This is a genomic window from Micromonospora sp. NBC_01638, assembly GCF_045209745.1.
Classification (GTDB): Bacteria; Actinomycetota; Actinomycetes; order Mycobacteriales; family Micromonosporaceae; genus Micromonospora.
Map to the genome: position 1 here is coordinate 1,004,303 of NZ_CP109273.1, position 17,690 is coordinate 1,021,992.

At 71.0% G+C, this 17,690-nt stretch carries 20 protein-coding genes and 1 pseudogene; 5 read left to right on the plus strand and 16 right to left on the minus strand.

The genetic code is table 11. From position 1 onward, the window contains the following. Nucleotides 1-124 precede the first annotated feature (124 nt). A complete protein-coding gene (locus OG811_RS04615; protein WP_406072370.1) occupies nucleotides 125-655 on the plus strand; it encodes a hypothetical protein in 531 nt (176 codons plus the stop codon). Between the two features lie 77 nt (nucleotides 656-732). Here the strand turns inward: OG811_RS04615 and OG811_RS04620 are convergent, their stop codons facing one another. The 3 genes from OG811_RS04620 to OG811_RS04630 all read right to left on the minus strand — a co-directional run bounded on the left by OG811_RS04620 (nucleotide 733) and on the right by OG811_RS04630 (nucleotide 2,091). Continuing rightward, entirely contained in the window at nucleotides 733-861 is a 129-nt protein-coding gene (locus tag OG811_RS04620) for a hypothetical protein (RefSeq protein ID WP_406072372.1), read from the minus strand. Nucleotides 862-1,289: 428 nt separating this feature from the next. Next, nucleotides 1,290-1,541, minus strand: coding sequence for a hypothetical protein (locus OG811_RS04625; RefSeq protein ID WP_406072373.1), 252 nt, complete (start codon nucleotides 1,539-1,541; stop codon nucleotides 1,290-1,292). A 304-nt stretch (nucleotides 1,542-1,845) separates the two neighbouring features. Beyond that, nucleotides 1,846-2,091: a VOC family protein gene (locus OG811_RS04630; RefSeq protein WP_406072374.1), complete on the minus strand. Its 246-nt coding sequence runs from the start codon at nucleotides 2,089-2,091 to the stop codon at nucleotides 1,846-1,848. A 543-nt stretch (nucleotides 2,092-2,634) separates the two neighbouring features. Between OG811_RS04630 and OG811_RS04635 the strand changes: the two genes are divergently transcribed. The 4 genes from OG811_RS04635 to OG811_RS04650 all read left to right on the plus strand — a co-directional run bounded on the left by OG811_RS04635 (nucleotide 2,635) and on the right by OG811_RS04650 (nucleotide 6,488). Next, nucleotides 2,635-3,813 (plus strand): sensor histidine kinase, encoded by a 1,179-nt coding sequence (locus OG811_RS04635; RefSeq protein WP_406075526.1) that lies wholly within the window; start codon nucleotides 2,635-2,637, stop codon nucleotides 3,811-3,813. Then, nucleotides 3,803-5,011 carry a hypothetical protein gene (locus OG811_RS04640; protein WP_406072375.1) on the plus strand — a complete coding sequence of 403 codons (1,209 nt, stop codon included), beginning with the start codon at nucleotides 3,803-3,805 and terminating at the stop codon, nucleotides 5,009-5,011. Before OG811_RS04635 ends, OG811_RS04640 begins: the two co-directional genes overlap by 11 nt. Continuing rightward, nucleotides 4,984-5,697, plus strand: coding sequence for a response regulator (locus tag OG811_RS04645; protein ID WP_406072376.1), 714 nt, complete (start codon nucleotides 4,984-4,986; stop codon nucleotides 5,695-5,697). Before OG811_RS04640 ends, OG811_RS04645 begins: the two co-directional genes overlap by 28 nt. An 80-nt stretch (nucleotides 5,698-5,777) precedes the next feature. Then, nucleotides 5,778-6,488, plus strand: coding sequence for a hypothetical protein (locus OG811_RS04650; RefSeq protein WP_406072378.1), 711 nt, complete (start codon nucleotides 5,778-5,780; stop codon nucleotides 6,486-6,488). Here the strand turns inward: OG811_RS04650 and OG811_RS04655 are convergent. From OG811_RS04655 to OG811_RS04715, 13 genes and pseudogenes are all read right to left on the minus strand, one after another. Then, entirely contained in the window at nucleotides 6,370-7,350 is a 981-nt protein-coding gene (locus tag OG811_RS04655) for a GlxA family transcriptional regulator (protein ID WP_406072380.1), read from the minus strand. The two genes, OG811_RS04650 and OG811_RS04655, sit on opposite strands and share 119 nt — an antisense overlap. A gap of 4 nt (nucleotides 7,351-7,354) precedes the next feature. Continuing rightward, nucleotides 7,355-7,963, minus strand: coding sequence for a cysteine hydrolase family protein (locus tag OG811_RS04660; RefSeq protein WP_406072382.1), 609 nt, complete (start codon nucleotides 7,961-7,963; stop codon nucleotides 7,355-7,357). 82 nt (nucleotides 7,964-8,045) lie between these two features. Then, nucleotides 8,046-8,798, minus strand: coding sequence for a lysophospholipid acyltransferase family protein (locus OG811_RS04665; RefSeq protein WP_406072384.1), 753 nt, complete (start codon nucleotides 8,796-8,798; stop codon nucleotides 8,046-8,048). A 95-nt stretch (nucleotides 8,799-8,893) separates the two neighbouring features. Then, nucleotides 8,894-10,951 (minus strand): glycogen debranching N-terminal domain-containing protein, encoded by a 2,058-nt coding sequence (locus OG811_RS04670; RefSeq protein WP_406072386.1) that lies wholly within the window; start codon nucleotides 10,949-10,951, stop codon nucleotides 8,894-8,896. After that, nucleotides 10,951-11,325, minus strand: coding sequence for an SCP2 sterol-binding domain-containing protein (locus tag OG811_RS04675; protein WP_406072387.1), 375 nt, complete (start codon nucleotides 11,323-11,325; stop codon nucleotides 10,951-10,953). Before OG811_RS04675 ends, OG811_RS04670 begins: the two co-directional genes overlap by 1 nt. Nucleotides 11,326-11,599: 274 nt before the next feature. Then, the gene (locus OG811_RS04680) at nucleotides 11,600-12,016 is read right to left on the minus strand and encodes a CBS domain-containing protein (protein WP_406072389.1); all 417 of its coding nucleotides are present in this window, start codon (nucleotides 12,014-12,016) and stop codon (nucleotides 11,600-11,602) included. Between the two features lie 75 nt (nucleotides 12,017-12,091). Further along, on the minus strand, nucleotides 12,092-12,472 hold the full coding sequence (locus tag OG811_RS04685; RefSeq protein ID WP_406076023.1) for a hypothetical protein: 381 nt from the start codon (nucleotides 12,470-12,472) through the stop codon (nucleotides 12,092-12,094). An 88-nt stretch (nucleotides 12,473-12,560) separates the two neighbouring features. Next, nucleotides 12,561-12,839: pseudogene (locus OG811_RS04690) on the minus strand (TMEM175 family protein); the annotation flags it as partial. 35 nt (nucleotides 12,840-12,874) lie between these two features. Further along, entirely contained in the window at nucleotides 12,875-13,315 is a 441-nt protein-coding gene (locus tag OG811_RS04695) for a PPOX class F420-dependent oxidoreductase (protein ID WP_406072391.1), read from the minus strand. Between the two features lie 146 nt (nucleotides 13,316-13,461). Next, nucleotides 13,462-14,487 (minus strand): aspartate-semialdehyde dehydrogenase, encoded by a 1,026-nt coding sequence (locus tag OG811_RS04700; protein WP_406072393.1) that lies wholly within the window; start codon nucleotides 14,485-14,487, stop codon nucleotides 13,462-13,464. A 207-nt stretch (nucleotides 14,488-14,694) separates the two neighbouring features. Further along, the gene (locus OG811_RS04705; protein WP_406072395.1) at nucleotides 14,695-16,038 is read right to left on the minus strand and encodes a M16 family metallopeptidase; all 1,344 of its coding nucleotides are present in this window, start codon (nucleotides 16,036-16,038) and stop codon (nucleotides 14,695-14,697) included. Beyond that, on the minus strand, nucleotides 16,035-17,324 hold the full coding sequence (locus tag OG811_RS04710; RefSeq protein WP_406072397.1) for a M16 family metallopeptidase: 1,290 nt from the start codon (nucleotides 17,322-17,324) through the stop codon (nucleotides 16,035-16,037). Before OG811_RS04710 ends, OG811_RS04705 begins: the two co-directional genes overlap by 4 nt. 118 nt (nucleotides 17,325-17,442) lie before the next feature. Beyond that, entirely contained in the window at nucleotides 17,443-17,658 is a 216-nt protein-coding gene (locus OG811_RS04715; RefSeq protein WP_406072398.1) for a hypothetical protein, read from the minus strand. Nucleotides 17,659-17,690: the final 32 nt, after the last annotated feature.

Sequence of the window (17,690 nt, forward strand, 5' to 3'; positions counted from 1 at the left end):
AGAGCGTTACCCCTTGCGCACGTAGGCCAAATGCGGTTTGCTAATTTGGCCCGCAATCAGACGGCCCCGGCCAGCGTTGCGAGCGCTTGACCGGGGCCTTGATCGCCTAGCTAGGAGGCGACCCATGCGCACCCTACCCACTCCGCCCGCCTGTGGAGAACCAGCGACGGTCCGAATCGAGCTGTACACAGACGACTCTCTCGACGCCTGCGCGTACACCTGCCCCGCGCACACGATCCACGTCACCGCCGTGGTCGCCAAAGCCGGGATGGACGCCCACCCGGTCGGCATGGCACCGGACGTTGACCGGCCCTGCGGCTACGTGCACGTCTTCCCGACGGGCACCCTTGCCGACGAGCCAACCGACCAGGGCCACCCGCGCTGGTGCGACCGGGGCGACTGCCAGCGCCGGGGCCAGCATCGCTCACGCGCCCGCCACCTCGACACCAACCGGCCGGAGGCGTTCATCGTCGACGTGGCCCTGGTGCAAGCCCTGCACCCGGCCGCTGAGCCGATGGTCGCGCTGACCAGTGTCGAGGGCAGCGCCGCAGCCAGCCTGCTGCTCTCCGTGGGGCAGGCGCGAGTGCTGCGGTACCGCCTGGCCCACCTGCTCGACGTGGCCAAGGCAACCCACAACGGCGGGCGCTGGCGGTAGCCGCTAAACCCGAATCTGCACAGCACGCGAGGCCGCCTACCGGCTAGGTAAGCGGCCTCGATGCCTGCGGTTCGCGGTCAGTACGGATGAACCTTGATCACGCGGTTGGCGAAGAAGGCGGACGGTGAGCCGGAGGGCGGCTGCACGCGGTACTTCGCGGTGAAGGTGTAGGTGTCCTTCGGCAATCCCTCGACGAAGATTTCCACAGAGGAACGCCCAACCGCGCGAGCGCTGGTGCTGGTTGACCCCCTCCGCCGGCCCAGGCCGGGACCTGCACAACCGCATCACTGTTACCGCCCGCGTTCACCGCAGCGTTACCCCAACCGGTGTTGCCCTCCAGGATCCAACCCGACCAGTTGCCGGTAATTGCGACGTTGTGCGTGCCGTCGGTGAAGTCCTCATGGACGGGCCGCCTGCGCGGGCTGGCCAGCTTGCCGAGGGCAGTCCCAGAGCCTCGGGGTGTTGCGCCAACGCGGCTACGCCTGGCCGTGCGTGCCGAGCAACCGAATCGCCAGAGTGGACGCGTTGTGGCCGCAGGTACAACCGGGTACCACCCGTGTCACCCGTAGCAGAACCGTCCACGACGCCCCCGACTCGGTAATCATCACGGCCCCGGTGTTCAACAGCCGGCGCGTCAGCCCCTGCTGTGAGCGAAGGGATTCCGCCCCGAGGCCGTCAGGTAGAGCGGGAAGAACACAACCCAGATGATCAGACAGCCCAAGAACCACGCCTCCGGGGTCTCCAGGCGGAAAGACCCAAGCGAGACAGCGACCGGGTTCCCGCGCCTCAGTCGCTCCTTGGCGTCCGCGTAAATCCATACATCGCTAGCCAGCACTACGAGCAGAACGAGGATCGACACCAGCGCGGCAGCGGGTATTCCTGTCATTTGGCCGTGCTTTCCGATCGGCTGGTCACGGGGTGGCGTCGTCATCGTACCTGTGCCGAGCCTGCGGCCATCCGGGCCGCCGCCGACCACCCGGCATGGAGTGGCCCTGCACCGGACCAACTGGAGTGGATCTCCTCGTCGGCAGTCGTAGACCGTCCAGCCTCCCCGGATCCCCTGCGCCGGCGGGACCGGCTGCCGAAAGGCTCCCGGGCCGAAGACGGCCGTCTGGGTTGACCCGGCCGCCACACAGAACAGCGATAGACCGCGACTGGCCTACGGCCAGCCGCCCGCCCGGACTCGCCCGTCAGGCTGCGGTGGCGGCGACGCAGAACTCGTTGCCTTCGGGGTCGGCCATCACCACGTGGTGCCGGTCGACCTCCTCCAGGACACTCCCGCCGGCCTTCACCAGCCGCTCGGCCTCCGCCCTGATCCGCGCCCACCGCTCGTCGGGACTGCCGTTGCCCGGCACCCGGATGTCGATGTGGAGCCGGTTCTTCGCCGTCTTGGGCTCGGGGGACGTTGAGGATGGAGAGGTAGGGGCCGACGCCATCCGGGTCGCACAGCCACGCGCCGTGCTCGGGAAGGTCGTCTTCTGGCAGGTCGAACTGGGCGAACCACTCCTCGCGCGTCGCGAAGGGCGGTGGCGGTGGCTCGTCGATGTAGCCCAAGGCCGTCTTCCAGAACGCGGCGAGCACCTGCGCGTCGGCGGAGTCGAGTGTCAGGGTGATCCTGGCTGCCATGAACGGGACCGTAGCGGGCACCTCCGACAACAGGCCGGGTTCAGCGCTACGGCCAGCTCAGATGGGTCCCAGCAAGCGGGCGTAGCACCGCGAAACGGGACGCCGGGGTCGCGCAGTCGGCTGGTGCCGGCGTCGCCGTGTCCGGCACGGAGGAAGCCTCGCCGGCCCGTGGGGGCGTCTCGACGATCTGGGCCGGGCCGGGCTCGTCCGGCTCCAGCTTCGCAGCGCAGGGTGACGCATTAGCGACACTCCGCACACAATGGGTCGTCGCTCGTTACCGAACATGCTATTGTCCGATGTCGATCTCCGCCGCGCGGGCCCGGACCGGGTCGTTGTCGGAAGGACACTTCCCGATGCCGGCCCTTGCCACCCGAACCGTGCCGCCAACCACGCTGGACAATCCGGCTGGTGGCGCGTTCGGCCTCATCTTCACCACGTTGCCGGCGTTGCTGCGGCTGACCTGCGGGTTGGTCGGCGCCGTGGTGGCTTTGTCGGTGCCGGGTTCGCCGGTCGAACCAGCCCTGCTGTTGCCCGGTGTGGCCGCGCTGACCGGCTGGTCGCTCTGGTACGCGCACCGCGCGTTGCGCCACGGGATCACCCCGGCCCTGGTCGCCGGTGACGTTGCCGTCACCGCGGCGGCCTGCCTCCTCATCCCCGTGCTGGTGGCACCCCGAGTGCTGCCCGGCGAGGGCAGTTGGATCGCGGTGCTGGCCAGCACCACGGTGATCAACACACAGGCCACCGCCCCGGCGCGCTTGTCGATCCCGGCGGGGCTGCTCATCCTCGCCACGTACGCGACGGGCGCGCAGGCGGCCGGCAACCCCACCGAAGCTCGGGCGCACGCGACCACTCTGCTGGTGCAGACCGCCTGCACGGCGATGATGACGGGGGTGATGCGCCGACGGATCGGCCGTGCGGACCGCGCGTTCGTCGAGCATCAGCGGCTGACCCGAAAGGCGTTGGTCGCCCGAGCAGCCCGTGACGCCGAACACCAGCACAATCGCGACCTGCACGACACCGTGCTCGGCACGCTGACCATGGTGGGGCTCGGCGCGGTGGCCGGGCCCTCGGCAGCCTTTCGGGACCGGTGCGCGGCCGACCTGCGTACCCTCGTCGCGCTCACCGACGTCGGCCCGGTGGCCGGCGACGGCCCGGTGCCGCTGGACGGGCGGTTACGGCTGGTGGCGGGCCGTCTGCCCGAGCTTCCGGTGAGTCTGGACCTGGCCTCGTGCACGGTCCCCGCCGGCGTGGCCGACGCCATCAGCGAGAGCGCCTACGCGGCGTTGTCCAACGTGGTCCGCCACGCACCGGGCGCGCGGGCCACGCTGCGGCTGAGCCGGGACGCGATCGGCGTCGTGGTCGAGGTCGCCGACGACGGCCCCGGCTTCGACCCGGCCACCGTCCCGCCCCACCGGTACGGATTGCGCGAGTCGATCCGCGGCCGGATGGTGGCGGTCGGTGGGCGGGCCGACGTGCACTCGGCAGCCGGCGCGGGCACCCGGATCCGGCTGGAGTGGCCCGGTGTCGGCTGACCTCGGCGCCCCGGTGCGCCCGACCGGCGTACCGGAGGCGCCGGACCTGACCAGCGTGCCGGCACCCCGGGAGGCGGTGTCCACAGCGGGGCTCGCCGCACCGGCTGCCGTGGCGCACGCGTCCGACCGGGGAGCCCGGATCGTCGCCGTCGCCATCGCGCTGGCCTGGCACACCGCGATCGGGCTGCCGGCGGTGCTGGGCGCCCGCGCGGAGTTCGCCGCCCCGGCGGTGGTGCTCGGCGCCTGGGCGTTGGTCGCGGTGGCCGGCGCGGTGGCCGGGGTGCGACTGCTGCGCGGCTCGCCGCTGCCACCGTGGCCGCTGGCCGGGCTGCTCCTGGCCGTCGACGCGGCCGTCTTCGTCGCGGTCGGCGAGCGGCAGTTGTTCGCCGCCGCCAACTGGGTGTGGGGCACGCTCGGCTGGTTCTTCGTGCTGGCGCTGTGGGGTCGGCGGGTCGCGGGGCTTGTCGCGCTGCTGAGCACGCACGCGTTGATCGCGCTGGTCGCTGTGCTCGGGCACGGCCCCGACCCGGCCGACGTGGCCCGTTACGTGATGTACGTATACGGCACGTTCTCGCTGCCGGTGGCGGTGTTCGTGGGCAGCGCGGCGATCGTGGGCCTGGCTCGGAAGCGGGCCGCCGTCTCAGCCGCCGGCCACGCGATGGCCGCGGAGCGGGATGCCGCCGAGCGTGGCCGTCGGGAACGCCGGGACCGGCTCGCGCTGGTCAGTTCCGCAGCGGGGCGGGTGCTCGGGGAGTTGGCCGCCGGTCAGGCCAACCCGGACGACCCGGAGGTGCAGCGCCGGTGCATGCTGGCCGCCGCCCGGCTGCGCCGACTGATCGCCGAGTCCGACGACGTGCCCGACCCGCTGCTGCACGAGTTGCGGGCCGCCGCCGACCTGGCGGAACGCAACGGTCTGCCGATCGACCTGGTCACCATCGGCACCCCGCCACCGCTGCCGGTGGAGATCCGACGCCGGCTGGCCGACCCGCTCACCGGCATCCTCGCCGACGCCCGGGGCTGGGCCCGACTGACCGTGGTTTCCGGCCCGAGCGAGGTGGTGGTCAGCCTGGTCACACCGGACCGGGAGGGGCCGGAGGCGACCGGCCCGCCGCTCGGGGAGCATGACGATGGGCCGGTGCAGCAACTCTACGAACGGGACGGGAACATCAGATGGGCGCAGACCCGATGGCTCCGGTGACCGGTGAACGGCCGGTCGGGGTGGCGATCGTCGACGACCACCCGGTGGTGGTCGAGGGGGTTCGCGCCTGGCTCGCCACCGAGCCGCGGCTGACGGTGCTGGCCACCGGGGACGACCCGGACGAGGTGCTGGGGGCCGCGCCGGATGCCGACGTCGTGCTGCTCGACCTGCGCCTGCACGGGCGGATGGCGTTGGACAAGTTGGCCGAGCTGAGCGCCGCCGGGCGGCGGGTGGTGGTCTATTCGGAACACACCGATCCGCAGACGATGCTCGCCGCACTGGACGCCGGGGCGGTGGCGTTCCTGGCCAAGCACGAGGGCCGGGAGCACTGCGTGGCGACCGTGCTGGCCGCCGCGAGCGACCGCCCGTACGTGCCGCCCGCGCTGGCCGGCGCGATGGTCGGCGACCCCCGGCCGGACCGGCCGATGCTGTCCGACAAGGAGCGTGAGGCGCTGCTGCTCTGGTTCCAGTCGATGTCGAAGGCGTCGGTGGCCCGCCGGATGCAGATCAGCGAGCACACGGTGAAGCAGTACGTCGATCGGGCGCGGATCAAATACACCCGGGCGGGGCGACCAGCCGCCACAAAGGCGGCATTACTCGCCCGGGCAATCGAGGACGGCCTCGTCCGCCCGGAGGAGATTGGCATCTACCGGTCAACTGCGGCGCACGACCGGCCGACCCCCTAACAGGCGTCATGACAGCGGCCCCCCGGTCGGTCAGGCTTGGCCGCACAGCCGCACAGCCAGCTGACCGGGAGGTCGTGACGATGCATTCCGACGCGTCCCCCTTCTTCATCGGTCCCCACCGGTTCGATGCTCCGGACGAAGATGTGGGGCCGATTCTGGATCGCCGCTACAACCTGCGTCCGGTGCCCGGCGAGCGGGTGCTCGGGCGGCACCGGTTGCAGGTCGCGGGTTACCTGCTCGGGCCGACGGAGGCGCGGCGCGGTTGGCGTCTGCCCGGGCCCGTCGCGGTGACCGTCACCGACCAGCGGATCTGCTGGGTGGGCAGCGGCTCACAGTTGTCTCTGGTCGTCGACGACACACCCCGGTCCCGGCCGCCCGCCCGGCTGAACGGTCTGATGAGCGGGCAGATCCGCTGGCAGTGGCCGTCCCGGCTGGAGCTGCCGGCAGCCGAGCAGCAGTTGCTGATCGTCTGCGACGCGTTGCGCACCATTCAGCAGCCGGCGTTGGCCCTTGGCGGGCCGGCCGGTGAGGTCGCGGCACTGGCCCGGCAGGTCCGCCGGGCGGTGGCCATGTTCCGGCTCAGCCGCCCGCAACTGGTCGATCTCTCCGCTCAGGAACGCGACGTGCTGCTGCTGCGGGCCGGCCCCGGTCTGCTCGCCGGGGACACCCGGGTCACGCTGCCCGGCTCGCTGCCGGTGGAGTTCCACTCCCGGGACGACTACTACCGCTCGGGTCCGGAGCCGTTCTCGTGGAACGGGCTCGCAGGCGGCGCAGCATCCGGGCATCGGTGAAGCCGACGGTCCGCGCGGCCGCTTCCACGGTCGTGCCGTGCCCGATCAGGTGTTCGGCGCGTTCGACCCGCAGCAGTTGCTGGTAGCCGAGCGGAGTGAGCCCGGTCGTCGCTCGGAACAGCCGGGTCAGCGTCCGTTGGGCCACGCCGCCGGCGGCGGCCAGATCGGCCAGTGGCAGTGGCTCGGCGTACCGACTGTCGATCAGATCCTGCACCCGGTGCACCGAGTCGGACAGGTGGGAGCGGTGCCGCATCAACGCGCTGGCCTGCGGCTCGTGCCCATTACGGCGGGCGTAGACGACCAGCGTGCGAGCAATCTTCGCGGCGGTCGCCGGGCCGTGCCGAGTAGCCACCAGGTGCAGCGCCACGTCGATGCCACTGGCGATGCCCGCCGAGGTGACCACCCGATCGTCGACGACGTACAGCACGTCGCGGATGACCCGGGCGGCCGGGTGCCGCCGGGCCAGGTCGTCCTGCACCTCGTGGTGCGTGGTGCAGCGTCGGCCGTCGAGTAGCCCGGCCCGCCCGAGGGCGTACGCCCCGGCGCAGATGCTGGCCACTGTGCCGCCGGCCGCGTGGTGCTCGGCCAGCCGCCGCAGGTCGCCGGGCGACACCGGCCCCTCCGGCCCGTGCGCCGCCGGCCGCCAACCGGGCACGATCACCAGGTCGTCCGGGGTCAGCTCGGGCCACCCGAGGTCGGCGACGAGTGGTACGCCCTGAACGGTCGGCACCTGCTCCCGCTCGGCGACGTAGTGCAGCTGATAGTCGTACCCGAGGTCGGCGGCGGTGGAGAAGACCTGGGCCGGCCCGGCGAGGTCCAGCAGGTGCAGCTGCGGGACCAGCAGGAAGACGACCCGGGTCATCGCGTCAGCTCCGAGCGCCGGCGAGGGTCGCGCCGGTCACCTCGTCCACGGTGCGGATGGTCGCGAAGCGGCCGGCCAGCGCGTACTCGGTGCGGGTGACGATCTGCTCGTTGGTCAAAGTCCGCGGGTCGGCGAGGATCTCCGCGACCGTGGCGGTCTCCGGCAGGTCCCGGTGTGGGATGGGGAAGGTCAGCGTGGCGTCGGTGACAAAGGTCATCCGGTAGCCGAGGTCCGCGCCGACCCGGGTGGTGGTCTCCACGCACTGCTCGGTACGGATGCCGCAGACGATGATGTCGTGAATGCCGGTCTGGGTGAGCAGCTGCTGAAGGTTCGTGGCGGTGAACGCGTTGTGCGCGGTCTTGATCAGCGTCGGTTCGCCCTCGGCCGGAACCAGCCCGTCGATCAGCCGCACGTGCCCGACGGCGGGATCGAACAACCCGCCCGAGCCGGGCTCGGAGTGCAGGACCCAGACCACCAGGTCGCCGCGCTCCCGGGCTGCGGCGACCAGCCGTTCGACCTGTCGGATCAGGTCGGGGTTGGAGCCGTACGCCCAGATCGGGCGTTGACGGAAGGACTCCTGCACGTCGATCACGACGAGTGCTGCTCTGTTCATGACTGAAGATCCTGGCCGGACGGGGGCCCGCGCCGGCATACACCATCATGCCCGGGTGCGGAACGATCCGGCCAGACCGGCGTCAGGCGCTGGGGGTGCGGTGCTCGGCGGCGGCGTCCAGAGCCATGGCCTCCTCCGGCGTGGGCGCGCTGCCGCCCAGGTGCGCGGGCTGCCACCAGGTGTCGTCCGGGCCGGCCGGTGCGTCCGGGTAGTCCCGCTGGGCCCGGTCGACGAGCGCGCTGAGCCGGGTGGTCAACTCGGCGGCGAGCACGTTCGGGTCCGGGAAATCCGCCGGGTCGATCGGCTCGCCGATCAGGATAGTGATCGGCGTGTGCCGGCGCGTGAGCGTGCGCGGGCGGCCCTTGGTCCAGAGGCGCTGGGTCCCCCACACCGCGACCGGCAACACCGGCACCTTCGCCGAGCGGGCCATCCGGACCGTGCCGCTCTTGAGCTCCTTGACGGTGAACGACCGGCTGATCGTCGCCTCAGGAAACACGCCGACGACCTCGCCGCTCTTGAGAGCGGCGACGGCGGCGCGGAACGAGGCCGCACCGGCCTGCCGATCCACCGGGATGTGCTTCATCCCGCGCATCAGCGGGCCGCCGATCCGGTGCGCGAAAACCGAGTGCTTGGCCATGAATCGAACCAGCCGACCCGATGCGTTCGCGCCCAGACCGGCGAAGATGAAGTCGAGGTAGCTGACGTGGTTGCTGGCCAGCACCGCCCCGCCCGTGCGGGGTACGTGGTGACCGCCCTCGATGGTGATCTTCAGGTCGAGGACCCGGAACAGCGTCTTGGCGGTGGCGATAACGGGCGGGTACACGAGCTCCGGCATCCGCAGAATCTACCCTGCCCGACTGAAGATCGGCTGGGTGGCGAACCGGCGGCGACCCGGGTTGCGCGCCACCGCCGGTTCTGCGGTCGAGTCGGTCATTCGGCGAGGTTGTGCCGGTCCAGCCGGCCTCGGGCGAACGCGTCCATCCGACCCCAGCGACCCGGGATGTCCAGCACCTCGATCCGGCCCATCCCCATTGGCAGCAGCGGCTCGACCGCCAGGTGACCCTCGTGCGGCTCCAGACCAAGCATGGTGCGCAGCAGCAGCAGTGGCGCGCCGGTCGACCAGGCCTGCGGGCTACACGCCGTCGGATACTCCACCGGAAACTTGGTCAGCTCCCGCGGGTAGCCGCCGAACGCCTCCGGCAACCGACCATTGAAGTACGTGGCCGCGTCCAGGATGCCGCTGGCGATGGTGGCGGCCTCGTCGGCGAAGCCGTACCGGCGCAGGCCCCAGGCGATGAACGAGTTGTCGAACGGCCAGATTGTGCCGTTGTGGTAGCCGATCGGGTTGTACCGGGCCTCTCCCTCGGCCAACGTCCGCACCCCCCAGCCGGTGAAGAGCCTCGGCCCCACCAGGTGTCGCGCGAGCTTCTCCGCCCGCTCGGGTTCGACGATCCCGCTCCACAGCAGGTGGCCGATGTTGGAGCTGAGGACGTCGCACTGACGACCGTCCGGGTCCAGCGCCAGTGCGTAGTACTCACCGTCGGCCACCCACCAGTCCCGGTTGAACCGCTCCTTCAGCTGCATCGCCTCCCGCTCCAACTGGTCGGCGAACTCCGGGTCATCCCAGAACTCGCGGGCCATCCGGGCCGCGCGGATCTTCGCGTCGTACGCGTACCCCTGCACCTCGCAGGTGGCCCGCGGAAACGGTGGCAGCGTGCCGTCGGAGTAGGAGATCGAGTCCCAGGAGTCCTTCCAGCACTGGTTCTCCAGGCCGGTGTCGGTGTTGCGCCGCTCGTACCAGATATAGCCGTTACCGACCATGTCGGCGTAGTTGTCGATCCACCTCAGCGCCGCCCGGGACTCCTGCTCCAGCTCCTTGACCAGCGCGACGTCCCCGGTCCACCGCTCGTACTCGTCGAGCAGCACGATGAAGAGCGGCGTCGCGTCCACCGAGCCGTAGTACGGCGAGTGCGGCTGCTCCTCGAAGGCCGCGGTCTCGCCGTAGCGCATCTCGTGCAGGATGCGCCCCGGGTCCTCGTCCCGGAAGTCGTCGAACCGGCTGCCCTGCAGGGAGGCCAGGATGCGCAGCGTCGTCTTCGACAACTGCGGGGTGAACGGCAACGTCTGCAGGCAGGTGAAGATGCTGTCCCGGCCGAACATGGTCATGAACCAGGGCAGGCCGGCCGCTGGCAGGGTTGCGCCGCCCAGCGACAGCGGCGAGAAACGCAGCGCCGCCAGGTCGATCAGACTGCGCCGGTACGTGCTGGCCACCCGGCCATCACTGTTGACCTTGGGCGCGTCGGCGATCCACCGCTCCAGGTCGTGCTCGAGGGCGAGTCGCTCGGTGCCGTGCACCCGTACCCCCATCCGCAGGTCCCGGCCGCGAGGCCCGAGGGCGTGCGTCTGGACGTCGATCGAGGCGTCCCACTGCTCGTTGGGCTCCAGGTGGACGGTGTACGCGAACCCCTTGCTGTCGTACCGGGCCGACTCCGACGACGTGATGATCGTCTCCCGTCGGAAGTTGCCCCGGCGGTATCCCAACCGCAGCCTGTCCGACTCCACCTCGGTGTAGATCTCGCCCTTCTTGTTCAGAATCTCGTCCTTGACCTGGAACAGGTCAGCGAAGTCCGCCGCCGCATCCATCCGAACTTCCAGGTCGACCGGCTTCTCGTCGTGGTTGAGGATGGTGAGCTGCTCCCGGAAGCTGCTGCCCACCGCGCGTTCTCGGATGATCGACAACTTCGCGTCCACGTAGTGCGTGGCCATCCCTGGAACCAGGAAGAATCGGGACTCGAAGTACTGGAGGTCGTCGTACGAGAGCGAGTTGAGCCGCTCACCGTTGACGGTCAGCACCCAGGTCGACAGGAATCGGGTGTCGAGGGAAAAGAGCCCGGTCGGCTCGCTCGGCGTCGCCTCGATGTCACCGGTGTCCTCGCAGACGACGAACGTGTTGCCGTCCAGGATCCGGACCGTGTTGCTCTGCCCCATCAGTGCTGCACCTCCCCCGCGAAACGCCGACGGGGCCCACGGGCGTCCGGGGAACCCGGGAGGACCCGCTCCACCTGCACCACCAGGCGAGCGTCACCCAACACCGTCACGTCCCCCCGCAACAGCGCGGCCAGGCCGTGCTCACGCCCCGAGGCGATGTCCTCGAAGAGGACCGGGCTCGTCCCGACCACCGTGTCGGCCTCCCGGTTCTCCTGACTCACGTCCACCCGGCCGTGGTCGATCCTCAGCAGCCAATGCCGGGTCTGCGCCCCCTCTTGCAGGTCGATACGCATTGTCCCGGAGGCCTTCGCCAGCAGGGGTTCGTACCCCCGCCGGTGCAGATCCTCGAAGAATCTCGTGGTCGCGTCCACCATCGGGTCCACTCCTCCCAGTTGCCGGGCCCGGGATCCACCCACCGCGCTCGCGTCGCGCGGACGGCCGGCGTTATACACGTCCCCGCACGGATCCCCGCCGGTTCCCCGGTCAACCTCGTCCGGATCGGGTGAGGGCCGGGTGTTGGCGGACCAGCCGGGCAGCGTCCTGGGCGAAGGGGGGACGCCCAGGACGGGGGCATACCGGTGCAGACGCCCGAGGTAGACCGCGCCGGCCCTCCCACACGGGGAGGGCCGGCGTGCCTGCGGCGGACGGTCAGTTGTTCGGGTCGTCGGCACTGATGTCCGCGAGCACCGACTGCGGTTCGCGCTCGACCGCGAGGTCACCCATCGAGACCAGGCCGATAAGGCGCCCGTCGTCAATCACCGGGAGCCGACGTACGGCGTACGTACGCATCAGGTCCGCAGCGGCCACGACGTCGTCGTACTGACTCACTGTGATCACATCGCGGGTGGTGATCTGGTTCAGCCGGGTCGAGCCCGGATCCATGTTCTCCGCGACACCTCGGATCGTGATGTCCCGGTCCGTGACGATGCCGACCACGCTGTCGCCGTCGGTCACCACCACGTCACCAATGGCGCTGTCACGCATTTCCTGCGCGGCTGCGATGAGCGTGTCGTTGCCGTCCATCGTCACCAACCGGGTCGTCATGAACTCTCCGACCGTTGTCATGGTGCTCCCCTCTCGGTGTCGGCACGCCCCGTCTACCCGCCGTTCGGGACCGGGTAACACCATCGGCTCGCCGGGCTATCCGTGGCGGTGCCGCAGGCGCCGCAGTTCGTAGAGGCCACTGCTGGTCAGGGAGTAGAAGATCGGCAGCAGCAGAAAGATCGTCAGGGAGAACAGCGGGCTGGCCAGGAATCCGACGAGAATCGCCAGCCCGTACGCCAGGAGGCCGACCGCAGCCCGCGTCCGTTCCCCCGGGAAGAACCGACGCGGCACCGCCTGATCCAGCAGGTCGTGATGCCGGGCGAGGTAGTGGTACAGACCGAGCCAGCTCCCCGCGACCAGCACGCCGACCAGACCGTAGAGGACCACGCCGGCCCGCTGGTCCGCCTGGTCGCCCTGCCGCATGGCCTGCGAGACGACCGAGGTGGCGAACGGCAGCAGCGCGGTGCTGAACAGCACTCCGAGGTTGTACCACTGCAGGGGCCTTTCCGCTGTTCTTCACCCGGTTGAAGGCGGCTCGGTGGTTCAGCCAACCCACCGCCACGTACATGTACGACGTGACATAGGCGAGGTACGCCGGCCAGTGCTCGACCAGCGCGTGCAGCAGTTGACCTCGTCCGACCTGGGGCGGCTCCAGGTCGAGCACCAGCAGCGTGATGATGATGGCGAAGACACCGTCGCTGAACGACAGCAGACGGGAGGTTTCCCGCCGCAGGGGCGGGCCACCGGGGCGGGCCTCGTCGCTGGTCGCGTCGGCGTCGTCGCTGCCCTGGTCGGCGTCCAGTTCACACCCCTCCCCCTTGTCCCGCGACGGCGAACCCGGCACGGGAGGGCGGTATACCCTCGGCAGGGACGGTTGCGTCAGCCCCTGGGCGGCATCCCATAGATCCGCTCCACGTGCAGGCGCAACACCAGCCGCCCCTCGTCGACCATGGCCTGCCGGTACTCGTCCCAGTCGGCGTGTTCGCCGCGCAACCCCCGGTAGAGCGCCACGAGCTCCTCAACAGTCTCGTCGCCGGGCTCGGTGGCCGGTGTGGTCAGCTCGGCGCGACCCTCGACCACCGCGTACGCCCAGCCGTCCTCGCTGCCGACGTGGAAGCTGGCCCTCGGGTCCCGGCGCAGGTTGGCGGTCTTGGCCCGGCCGTCGGTGACCGAGACCCGGATCAGGCCCGCGTCCCGGTCGAAGGAGTAGAGCACGGTGGACAACTGTGGCCGCCCGTCCCGCTTGATCGTCGCGAGGACGCCCATCGAGCGACCGGCGACCAGATCGGTCAACGCCTGCTGGGTGCGGTCATCCGGCACGGTTTCCTCCAGGTGGGACGGTCGGCTTCAACCCCATCCAAGCACGACCGATGGCCGCGCCCGACCATCGGCGGCAACCCGGAACGAACCCGAGCCCCCGCCGACGTACGGCGAGGGCTCGGTGATGGTGACAGCGACGGCGACGGTCAGCGACGTTCGGCGGCGACCAGCTCGGCGAGTTGCACCGCGTTCAGCGCGGCGCCCTTGCGCAGGTTGTCGTTGGAGCAGAAAAGAGCCAGCCCGTACTCGACGGTCTCGTCGGCGCGGATCCGTCCCACGTAGGTGGGGTCCTGGCCGGCGGCCTGCAACGGCGTCGGCACGTCGGTCAGCGCCACCCCGGGCGCCTCGGCCAGCAGCTGGTGGGCGCGCTGTGGGGTGAGCGGCCGGGCGAACCGGGCGTTGATCTGCAACGAGTGGCCGGTGAAGACCGGCACCCGGACGCAGGTGCCGGAGACCAACAGGTCGGGGATCTCCAGGATCTTGCGGCTCTCGTTGCGCAGCTTCTGCTCCTCGTCGGTCTCGAACGAGCCGTCGTCGACGATCGAACCGGCCAGCGGGAGGACGTTGAAGGCGATCGGCTCGGCGAACGAGCGCGGCGCGGGAAACTCCACGGCCGACCCGTCGAAGGCCAGCCCGGCGGCGTGCTCGGCGACCTTGCGGACCTGCTCGTCCAACTCGGCGACGCCGGCCAGCCCGGCACCGGAGACCGCCTGGTAGGTGGAAATGACCAGGCCGACAAGGCCCGCCTCGGCGTGCAGCGGGCGCAGCACCGGCATCGCGGCCATCGTGGTGCAGTTGGGGTTGGCGATGATGCCCTTCGGGCGGTCGAGGGCCGCGTGCGGGTTGACCTCGGCGACCACCAGCGGCACCTGCGGGTCCATCCGGAAAGCCGAGGAGTTGTCGATCACCACGGCACCGGCTTCGGCGACCCGGGGGGCCAGCTCGAGGGCGGTGCTCTTACCCGCCGAGAAGAGCACGATGTCCAGCTCGGAATAGTCCGCGGTCGCGGCGTCCTCGACGGTCACCTCGCCATCGCGCCACGGCAGCGTACGCCCGGCGGACCGCGCCGAGGCGAACAACCGCACCTGCTCTGCCGGGAACTCCCGCTCCGCCAACACCTGCCGAATGACGCCACCGACCTGGCCGGTGGCCCCCACAATGCCGATCCTCATGCCCGCGAGGCTACCCAGCCCACCCCCACAACCGGGACCCCTTTCCCACCCCCCGGGTCCCGCATCACACCCCCCACCCCTCCCCACCCCCTCCAACACCCCCGCCTCTCCCTCCGTTGATCATGAAGTTGTTGTCCCGACACGCCGCGCCGGGTGACAACAACTTCATGATCAACGAGGTGGGGGGTGGGGGTGGGGGTGGGTGGGTTAGGGGTGGTCGATCAGGTCGCCTAGGGCGGCGGCTGTGAGGTTGTCGCGGATGATGGCGGCGTCGCCCTCGATGACCAGGGTCAGCGCGTCCGGGTGCAGGTGGGTGGCCGCCGCCGCCGAGACCTGGTCCACGTCGGCGGCGAGCAGCGACTCCCGCAACCGAGCGTGGTAGTCGTCCGGCAGGTCGTGCACGACCAGCGTGGTCAGCGCGGAGGCGATCGCCCGAGGGCTCTGCAACTCGACCGAGAGCTGCCCGGCCCGCCAGGACCGGGCAACCTCCAGCTCATCCTCGGTCACTCCGGAGGCCTGGGTACGGGTGATCTCACCCACCGCCTCGACCAGGGCCTGCGCGGTGACCGCCGTCTGCACGTTGGAGCTGACCGCGAACCGCCCGAACCGGCGGGACGAGGCGAAGTCACCCCGGATCCCGTACGTGTAGCCGTGCACCTCGCGGAGCAGGTGGTTGAGCCGGGACGTGAACGCCCCGCCGAGGACCGTGCCGGCGAGCGTCATCGGCACGTGGTCGGGGTGCGCCCGGTGCGGCGACGGGTGGCCCAGCCGCAGCGTGGACTGCACCGAGCCGGGCCGGTCCACCAGGATGATCCGCCGGCCGGTGTGCAGCGGCACCTCGATGGGGCCGCCCCGCTGGGCCGGGCCGCCACCGGTGCCGGCGAACGCCGCGGCGGCCAGCGCGTCCAGGTCGATCCGCTCCAGGTCGCCGGCGACGATGAGAGTGCCGGGGCGCAGGAACCACTCGGAATGGAAGACCGTCACGTCCTCCACGTCCAACCCGGCGACCGACTCCGGGTCGCCGTGCATCGGCCGTCCCCAGCGGTTTTCCGCGCCGAACAGGTCGGCGCGGAGCGCGGCGTCGGCGCGCGGGCCGGGGTTGGCCCAGTCCATCCGGAGTGCGGTCGCCTCGTCGTCACGAACGCGGCGCACGTCGGCGGGATCCAGCTTGGGCGTCCGGACCGCCTCGGCGAGCAGCTCCACGGCCACACTGAGCCGGTCCACCGGAATCACCACACTGGCCTGGAACGAATCCCAGTCCAGCCCGGTCATCAGCGCGGTGCCGAGCCCCTCGACGGCCAGCGCGTACGCGGCGGCGTCCCGCTGTGCGGTGCCCTCCTCCAACGCCTTGGCCAGCACCCCGGACAGGCCCTCCTTGCCGACCGGCTCCTGGCCGGCGCCCACGTCGAGCAGCAGCAGCGCCACGGCGAGGTTCTGCCCGGGCAGGTGCGCGGCGACAACCTGACCACCGGCCACGGCACGGCGGACCACCGGCGGGAACCGGTACGGGCGGGCCGCGCCCGGGCCCGGACGGTCGGCGATCAGCGTCATGAGGTCTCCTCGGGCAGGTAGGTGAGGGTCACCCGGTCGGTGGCGAGCACCTCGGCGGCGGCCTCGGCGATCTGCTCGGCGGTGACCGCGAGCAGGCCCGGCAACTGGTCCGCGAGGCGGGCCGGGTCACCGAACTGCGTGGCGTACCGGCCGAGCAGGTCCGCGCGGCCATCCACCGTGGACAGCTGACGCCACCAGCCGGTGCTCAGCAACGCCTTGGCCCGATCCAGCTCCGAGGCGGTGACCGGCACGGTGGCCAGCTCGTCGACGACCGCGGCCAGCCCTTCGGCCAGCCGCTCGGCGCTCACTCCGGGGCGGGCGGTGGCGGTGGCGATCAGCGGTGCCGGGGCGTGCGCGAGGTCCACCCCGTACGCCCCGACCAGGTCCGGCTGGGCGATCCGCTCACCGTCGGCCAGCCGCTGGTAGAGCCGGCTGCCCCGGCCACTGCCGAGGACGGTGGCGAGGACGGTGATCACGTTGTACGCCGGGCTGCCGAACGGGTAGGTGCGGTGGGCGAGGTACACCCGCGGCGCCGGCACGTCGGCGCTCACCGACTCGGCGGCCGACTGCCCGGTCGCCGGGACGCTACGGCCGTCCGGGGCTGGCGGGATGTCATCGCGCGCGGGCAGCGCGCCGAAGTACTTGTCGGCGAGCGCGAACACATCGGAGGCGGTGGCGTCGCCGACCACGGTGAGCACCGCGTTGTTGGGCGCGTAGTACGTCTGGTGGAACGCTTGGAAGGTGGCGAGGTCGGCGGCGTTCAGGTCGGCCATCGAGCCGATCGTCGCGTGATGATACGGGTGCCCCGGCGGGTACAGCAGCGGCAGCAACCGCAGCCAGGCGTCCCCGTACGGGACGTTCTCGTAGCGCTGCCGGCGCTCGTTCTTGACCACGTCCCGCTGGTTGTCCAGCGTTTCCTGGGTGAGCGCGGGGACCAGGCCGCCCATCCGGTCGGCCTCCAACCAGAGCGCCAACTCCAGGTGTTCGGCCGGGACCGTCTCGAAGTAGTTGGTGCGGTCCGGGTTGGTGGTGGCGTTCAGTGAGCCGCCGGAGCCCTGGATCAGCTTCATGTGCTCGGTCTTCGCGACGTTCACGGAGCCCTCGAACATCAGGTGCTCGAAGAGGTGGGCGAAGCCGGTCTGCCCGGCCGGCTCGTGCCGGGAGCCGACGTCGTACCAGAGGTTGACGGCCACGGCGGGGGCGGTGCGGTCCTCACTCACCACCACACGCAGGCCGTTGTCCAGTCGGGACGTCTCGATGGGCCAGGGGTAACCGCTGTCGGGCATGCCCCGACGCTATCTGATCTCGGGGGCGTAAAGGTGACGTGCGGTCGGTCGGCGAGCCGCCCGCGTCCCCCGGCTCTGGCTCGCCGCGCTGGCCGACCCCGGCCCGCGGGGCGAGCGCTCAGTCCGGCGGTTCGACGGCGACCACCGTCTGATCCGAGGTACGACGTTCCAGCACCGTGTCCGGGGCCGCGTTCTGGTCCGTCGCACGGATGTCCGACTCGGCGAGGATGGCCTCCGCCTGCGCCTCCGGGTCGTCGCTGCCCACCGCCGCCTCCTCGGGCAGGAGGTGCGCGCGGGACTCCACCCGGTCCTGATCGCTCTGCTCGTCTGTCATGGCACCCCTGTTACCCCGACCTCGCCCCCGGC

Coding starts and splice junctions, on each gene's coding strand:
- OG811_RS04615 (WP_406072370.1), top strand. CDS start 125: ATGCGCACCCTACCCACTCCGCCCGCCTGTGGAGAACCAGCGACGGTC.
- OG811_RS04625 (WP_406072373.1), bottom strand. CDS start 1,541: ATGACAGGAATACCCGCTGCCGCGCTGGTGTCGATCCTCGTTCTGCTC.
- OG811_RS04630 (WP_406072374.1), bottom strand. CDS start 2,091: ATGGCGTCGGCCCCTACCTCTCCATCCTCAACGTCCCCCGAGCCCAAG.
- OG811_RS04635 (WP_406075526.1), top strand. CDS start 2,635: ATGCCGGCCCTTGCCACCCGAACCGTGCCGCCAACCACGCTGGACAAT.
- OG811_RS04645 (WP_406072376.1), top strand. CDS start 4,984: ATGGGCGCAGACCCGATGGCTCCGGTGACCGGTGAACGGCCGGTCGGG.
- OG811_RS04650 (WP_406072378.1), top strand. CDS start 5,778: ATGCATTCCGACGCGTCCCCCTTCTTCATCGGTCCCCACCGGTTCGAT.
- OG811_RS04655 (WP_406072380.1), bottom strand. CDS start 7,350: ATGACCCGGGTCGTCTTCCTGCTGGTCCCGCAGCTGCACCTGCTGGAC.
- OG811_RS04660 (WP_406072382.1), bottom strand. CDS start 7,963: ATGAACAGAGCAGCACTCGTCGTGATCGACGTGCAGGAGTCCTTCCGT.
- OG811_RS04665 (WP_406072384.1), bottom strand. CDS start 8,798: ATGCCGGAGCTCGTGTACCCGCCCGTTATCGCCACCGCCAAGACGCTG.
- OG811_RS04670 (WP_406072386.1), bottom strand. CDS start 10,951: ATGGGGCAGAGCAACACGGTCCGGATCCTGGACGGCAACACGTTCGTC.
- OG811_RS04675 (WP_406072387.1), bottom strand. CDS start 11,325: ATGGTGGACGCGACCACGAGATTCTTCGAGGATCTGCACCGGCGGGGG.
- OG811_RS04680 (WP_406072389.1), bottom strand. CDS start 12,016: ATGACAACGGTCGGAGAGTTCATGACGACCCGGTTGGTGACGATGGAC.
- OG811_RS04700 (WP_406072393.1), bottom strand. CDS start 14,487: ATGAGGATCGGCATTGTGGGGGCCACCGGCCAGGTCGGTGGCGTCATT.
- OG811_RS04705 (WP_406072395.1), bottom strand. CDS start 16,038: ATGACGCTGATCGCCGACCGTCCGGGCCCGGGCGCGGCCCGCCCGTAC.
- OG811_RS04710 (WP_406072397.1), bottom strand. CDS start 17,324: ATGCCCGACAGCGGTTACCCCTGGCCCATCGAGACGTCCCGACTGGAC.
- OG811_RS04715 (WP_406072398.1), bottom strand. CDS start 17,658: ATGACAGACGAGCAGAGCGATCAGGACCGGGTGGAGTCCCGCGCGCAC.